This window comes from Coleofasciculus sp. G2-EDA-02, from assembly GCF_040226375.1.
Lineage (GTDB): Bacteria > Cyanobacteriota > Cyanobacteriia > Cyanobacteriales > Coleofasciculaceae > Coleofasciculus.
In genome coordinates this window covers 1-5,964 of the sequence record NZ_JAVKEW010000231.1, presented here as the reverse complement: position 1 = coordinate 5,964, position 5,964 = coordinate 1, and the positions used below count along the sequence as shown (strand labels likewise).

Below are 5,964 nucleotides of genomic sequence, written 5' to 3'. Positions count from 1 at the left end.
GCATCCTCTGGCTTCCCCCGTGCAAAAAACGCGCAGCATCCTCTGGCTTCCCCCTTTTTAAGGGGGACGGGAGGGGGATCTAAAGGGGGACGGGAGGGGGATCTAAAGGGGGACGGGAGGGGGATCTAAAGGGGGACGGGAGGGGGATCTAAAGGGGGACGGGAGGGGGATCTAAAAGGGGGCGGAAGGGGTGGGAAGGGGGCTGGGGGGTTAGGTTTGATGTTGATTTTTCCAGATGGCGTGAAAAGTCAGACCCCTACACAGGCGCTAGATTTCTTCGACGGTGATGACGGATCATGGATCATGTCCGACTAGGGAAGTCGGGGATTTAGCCTTAATCCCATCCAGATACCTTTATGATTAGAAGTGGGTGTCTAGTCGAAAAATCATCAAATGGACTTTCTAGAACTTGATCCCGGTCACGTCGATATTATTCTCCAATACCAAGCTCAGTTAGAAAAGCTAGGTGTTAAACTCAATGATGAACAGTTAAAAGAAACAATTTACAACTATTCTCATAATTTAGAACCGTCGATTCAAGCATTCATCGAGTATTGCGCCAAGGGAGAACTTGAGAAACCGAATGATTATCTGAACAAAGCCTTGCGCTACGGTTGGAAACCTCGAAACATCTCAACTCCCCCTCGATTACCTGTATTTACGGAGGCTGATTTTGATACAGGGCATACTCTGGAAGAACGACAACAGAACTACCGTCGATTGTGTGACTTGGTGAAACATTCTTGCCATCCCAGCAAAACCCCAACCAGATTTAAACCATTGCGTCGTCTGCGTCTCTATAATCAACGACCCGATCCCACAACTGTTTCCCAATTCATGGCAGATCCCATTCTTCGACCCGAAATAGAACGGGCAATTTCACAGCATCCGGAGTGGGGGTATGAAATTACACCCAATGGCGTTCAAGAACTAGAATTTTGAATTCCCTGTTCCTTGACAAATGACAAATGACAAATGACAAATGACAAATGACAAATAACCAATGAGTGAAACTTCTATCCGTCCGGCTTTAATTAACAAAGTCATTCCCAACTCCATCGCGGCTGAGGTGGGATTTGAACCTGGTGACGCCATTGTCTCGATCAATGGTACAGCTCCCCGCGACTTAATCGACTATCAATTTCTATGTGCCGATGAAATACTGGAATTAGAAGTTCTAGATGCGGCGGGAAAAACCCATTCTGTAGAAATTGAGAAAGACTACGACGAGGATGTAGGGTTAGAATTTGAAACCGCCTTATTTGACGGCTTAATCCAATGTAATAACCGCTGTCCCTTTTGCTTCATTGACCAACAACCCCCTGGAAAGCGGCAAAGTTTATATCTCAAAGACGACGACTATCGCCTCAGCTTTCTCTATGGCTCATACTTAACCCTAACCAACCTCACTCAAAGCGAATGGAATCGGATAGAACGCCTGCGTCTATCTCCTTTGTATGTGTCCATCCACGCCACGGAACCGGAAATTCGCAGCCGATTACTCAAAAATCCTCGTGCTGGGCAGATTTTAGACCAGTTGCAATGGTTTCAGGAACGGAGACTGCAAATTCATGCTCAAGTTGTGGTTTGTCCTGGTATTAATGATAGCATTCATTTAGAACAAACCCTGAAAGATTTAGCCCAATTCCAACAAAATGAAGTCCCGTCTGTGGCTTCAGTTGCCGTTGTTCCTGTGGGATTAACTCGCTTTCGCCCTTCAGAAGATGAATTAATTCCGGTTAGTCGAGAAAAAGCCGCAGAGGTGATCCAGCAGGTTCAATCCCTACAAACAAAATTTCGCCAACAATTCGGGTCTACCTTTGCTTGGTTAGCCGATGAATGGTTTTTAATCGCTAAACAGGAATTACCGCCAGAATCTCATTACGAAGATTATCCCCAAATTGGTAATGGTGTGGGTTCAATTCGCCAGTTTATTAAACAATTTCAAGATGCAGCAACGCGGATGTTACCCAGCCGTGTAGAACCTGAGAGAGAATTAACCTGGGTGGTAGGTAATGCGGTGGAAACGGCGTTTATCCCTCTATTGCAGCAGTTAAATAAGGTTGAGGGATTGGATGTAACACTAGCAGCGCTACGGAGTGAATATTGGGGACAAGAGATTACAGTTACAGGGTTGTTAACCGGACAAGATTTACTTAACCAATTGTCAGGGAAAGACTTCGGCGACGGGATTTTGCTCCCTGCACTGATGCTCAAGCATGATGATACAAGGTTTTTAGATGATATGACGGTGGCAGAGGTAAGTCGTCAGCTAGGAACGCAAATTTTAGTTGTCCAGGGAATTGAGGAATTACTGGAGCATTGTAGGGCAAGAAAACTATAATCTGGCTAAAATTTACAGTCAATTTTAAAGCTATTCCTAATTTTAGGTAAAATTTATACCATTAACTAAGTGCGTTTTTCAAGCATATCAGCTAAAAGTGCAAACATGGTAATTTGGGTAGCCGCAATCAAAAGAATAAGTGTCCTTTCCGTAAGATTTTCGCGAACAAAAATATCTTGAATAAAGGTAAAAAAGAACCCCAGCCAAAATAATCCTGCGATAGGAATAAACACTCTTAAAGGAGCAAAGTAAACTCCCGTTCGCAGAATTAATTGAATAAAACGCAAGGTATCGCGTATTGGCTTAATCTTGCTTTTCCCCTGACGATGATAAAAGTTAATGGGTTCGTAATGTACGATATAGTTATTGGCTAGCATGGCTACTGTAATGGTGGTCGTGAAGCTAAATGTATCTGGCAGTATCTTCAGAAATCGTTTGACCACACTCTTGTGAAAAACTCGCAGTCCACTGTTGAGATCGGGAATTCGACTATTTGTGATCCATTCAGCAAAGCGAATGAGAAACCATTTCGGTATTTTCCGCAGATTTGAATAGTGTACCTGAGGACCAATCCTCGCTCCCACAACCATATCAGCATTTTGGGTTAAAGCAACCAGATGGGGAATCATTTCGTTGGGATAGGTGCCATCAGCATCGGTAATCACAATTAAGGGATACTTAGCTTGTCGAATTCCTGTCTTTAGCGCCGCACCATATCCCCGATTCCGGCGGTGTTCAATGACTCTAACATTAAAGCAGGAGCGCAGCAGTTCACCCGTTCCGTCGGTGGAACCATCATTAACAGCGATAATCTCATACTCGCCGTTAATAGATTTGAGAGTGTTCTGGAGATGATCGATGGTGATGGTAATGCCTTTTTCTTCGTTGTAAACGGGAAGGATGAGGGAAAATGGCGGACAGTTTGCCGCTAAACCATTACGGCTAGAGGATAATTTTTGGTTGACTTGGCTACTTTCGTGCATGATAAATAAGCCTGGGAGTAAAAATCCCGTCTAGTGTTTTCAAAATTTATCATGACTTCTTGTCTTTAGGGTTCGGCTACCTCTTTTTGACCTGATCACCCGCAAATCGACTGCATTTATTCTCATAAATATGAGTTAAACTGAAGGGTGGAGTATGGTATAAGTGTGAGCATCGACGGTGATTTCTCAGGATTTTCTCAAAACCATTGCGACTGAACGGGGTCTATCCAAAGCGGAATTAGAGGTTTTGTCTATGGCGATGGAGGGTCATGGAACGGCTGCGATCGCGTCTCATCTTCAGATTAGTGGAGATGCTGTGCGTAAGCGGCTTAGCGAAGTCTACCAAAAGTTTAAAATTCCGGGTAGAGGTCCAGTTAAACTGACCAAATTGCAACAAATCTTGGTTAACCGCTATCAAGAGTATCTCCAGCAGCAAAAGGATACCCCAAACCTTCCCCCTGTTTCCCAGAGTCCCCCTACCTCACCCCAACCGCAAAATCGCCGAGATTGGGGTGAAGCACCGGATGTTTCCGTATTCTACGGGCGTGGTGATGAACTGAAAACCCTGGAACGCTGGATTATTCAGGAAGGCTGTCGCTTGGTGGCGCTGTTGGGGATGAGTGGTATTGGTAAAACGGCGTTATCGGTGAAGCTGGCGAAACAGCTACAGGATAAGTTTGAGGTTGTCAGGTGGCGATCGCTACGTCAAGCCCCTTCTGTGTCTGATCTTCTCGCCGCCTTAATTCAAGACTTATCCCAGCAACCGGAAACGGTAATCCCTAAAACCCCTGATCAGCGCATCTCCTGGCTGATTGACTATTTCCGACAACACCGTTGTTTAGTCATTTTAGATGGTGTGGAATCGATTTTACAAAGTGGGGAATTAGCCGGGATTTACCGAGAAAGCTATGAAGGGTATGGTGATTTTTTTCGACGTTTAGGACAAGAACCCCATCAAAGCTGTGTACTAATCACGTCTCAGGAGAAACTGAATGAAATTTCGTTATTGGAAGGTGAAACCTCACCGGTTCGTTCATCTAAGTTAGAAGGCTTGGGAGAGGCGGCTCGATTCATTTTAAAGGAAAAAGGATTATCCGGCGAGAAAAAATGGCAACCGTTAATTCAAGGCTATCGCGGTAATCCGTTTATGCTCAAGCTGGTGGCGACGACGATTAAGGAAGTTTTTGATGGTGATGTGACGGATTTTTTATCAACGACGTTGTTTACCCACGATATTAGTGATTTTATCGAGGAAATTTTAGACCGCTTATCGGAATTAGAAGAAAGAGTATTGGTTTATCTGGCTCATCAAAAAGAGGCGATTTCGTTTAAAGCATTGCAACAGCAGTTTAGGGACACATCACCCCAGGAGGTGATTCGGGTGCTGGGTTCCCTGAGTCAGCGATCGCTCGTGGAGAAGTCGGAGGGTCGATTTATTTTACCACCAGCCGTTCAGGAAGTGACACTGCAATTAATGACTCCGTTGGAGGAGTAAAGCCACGGCGATTGAAATCGCTGCTACACAAACAAAGTCCGCCTACGCGGACTAATCTTATAACTGGGGTGGGAAACCTGGATTTAGTATAATTACTGCTCATGGCAAATCTTGTAAATTAACTTCAACTAAATTTATACGTTCTTCAACCGCCGACTACTCTGGCAAATCGGGTTCAACGCCTAACTCTTTGAGTCTAGCTAGTAATTCTGTTACCTGCTGTTGTGCAAGTTCCCGCTGCTGTCGTTCTATCTCCGCTTGTTTTTGGGCAGCTTCAGCTTGTTTCTGGGCAATTTCCGCCCTCTCTTCTGGTGTGGCGACGAGTTGACACTCTGGGCTGAAAAAACGCAACTTTGACTCATAAACTCCCAAAAACAGTTCCAACTGACGACTCCATAACCACCCTTGATTAGTGGGTTCTATCGGTTGGTACTCACCCGCCATAAGCAGAAACCCCTGGAACTCCAACGTATCTGGATGAAACCAAAAATATTCGGGGGTGCGGAAGGTATCCTGGTAAAGTTTTTTCTTAAAGTCTTTATCAATTTTGGCGGTGCTATCAGAAAGCAGTTCCACAATTACATTTGGATATTTACCCTGTTCTGCCCATAATATCCAGCTTTTGCGGGGTCGATTTTCTGTTCCTAACACAACAAAAAAATCTGGTCCTCTAAAGTCTCGCGTGGTGATGTGTTCTGGGCTAAAGTAGATAGTAAGATTGCCTGTAGCATAGAAGTCCGTGCGTTCTCGCCACCACCACTTGAGGCAAGCTAGCAGGAGTTCTATTTGATCTCGATGTAAATCACTTTCCAAGGGAGGTTCATCACTCAACAAATCAGATGGAGGAATAATAATATTCTCTGTGTCGTTAAGGGAAGTAATTTGATCTGTTGGTTGTGAATCCTTGGCAAGGGTCATCGGGAAGGATGGTATACTGCTATCTTTAGTTTAATTGGCAGATTTGCTACTGAGCGATCGCGCCTTGCTGCCAAATCCATTTTTTTGACACTCTCCCGGTTAAAACGCGGGAGATTCTTGAGCTAATCATCGCCCTTTCGAGTCACCTCTAATTAGGTCTTACACAATTATGTCCTACCCGAAGTCAACTAGAATATCACTTAATATCTAGAACCCCTTTTTTT

The 5,964-nt window shown here is 44.6% G+C and carries 5 protein-coding genes; 3 read left to right on the top strand and 2 right to left on the bottom strand.

Annotated features, from left to right (window positions below):
• Positions 1-393: 393 nt before the first annotated feature.
• Both RLO19_RS26805 and RLO19_RS26800 read left to right on the top strand, forming a co-directional pair.
• Positions 394-942 (top strand): hypothetical protein, encoded by a 549-nt coding sequence (locus RLO19_RS26805; protein WP_446360432.1) that lies wholly within the window; start codon positions 394-396, stop codon positions 940-942.
• Between the two features lie 61 nt (positions 943-1,003).
• Complete coding sequence (locus RLO19_RS26800; protein ID WP_446360431.1) at positions 1,004-2,344, top strand: TIGR03279 family radical SAM protein; 1,341 nt, start codon at positions 1,004-1,006, stop codon at positions 2,342-2,344.
• Between the two features lie 65 nt (positions 2,345-2,409).
• Here the strand turns inward: RLO19_RS26800 and RLO19_RS26795 are convergent, their stop codons facing one another.
• Positions 2,410-3,327 (bottom strand): glycosyltransferase family 2 protein, encoded by a 918-nt coding sequence (locus RLO19_RS26795; protein ID WP_446360430.1) that lies wholly within the window; start codon positions 3,325-3,327, stop codon positions 2,410-2,412.
• A gap of 178 nt (positions 3,328-3,505) precedes the next feature.
• Here RLO19_RS26795 and RLO19_RS26790 point away from each other — a divergent pair, with 178 nt between their 5' ends.
• A complete protein-coding gene (locus tag RLO19_RS26790) occupies positions 3,506-4,822 on the top strand; it encodes an NB-ARC domain-containing protein (protein WP_446360429.1) in 1,317 nt (438 codons plus the stop codon).
• Positions 4,823-4,978: 156 nt separating this feature from the next.
• Here the strand turns inward: RLO19_RS26790 and RLO19_RS26785 are convergent, their stop codons facing one another.
• Entirely contained in the window at positions 4,979-5,740 is a 762-nt protein-coding gene (locus tag RLO19_RS26785) for a Uma2 family endonuclease (RefSeq protein ID WP_446360428.1), read from the bottom strand.
• Positions 5,741-5,964: the final 224 nt, after the last annotated feature.

Excerpts from the sequence above, each read along its gene's own strand:
- RLO19_RS26805 (WP_446360432.1), top strand. The coding sequence starts at position 394 with ATGGACTTTCTAGAACTTGATCCCGGTCACGTCGATATTATTCTCCAA.
- RLO19_RS26800 (WP_446360431.1), top strand. The coding sequence starts at position 1,004 with ATGAGTGAAACTTCTATCCGTCCGGCTTTAATTAACAAAGTCATTCCC.
- RLO19_RS26795 (WP_446360430.1), bottom strand. The coding sequence starts at position 3,327 with ATGCACGAAAGTAGCCAAGTCAACCAAAAATTATCCTCTAGCCGTAAT.
- RLO19_RS26785 (WP_446360428.1), bottom strand. The coding sequence starts at position 5,740 with ATGACCCTTGCCAAGGATTCACAACCAACAGATCAAATTACTTCCCTT.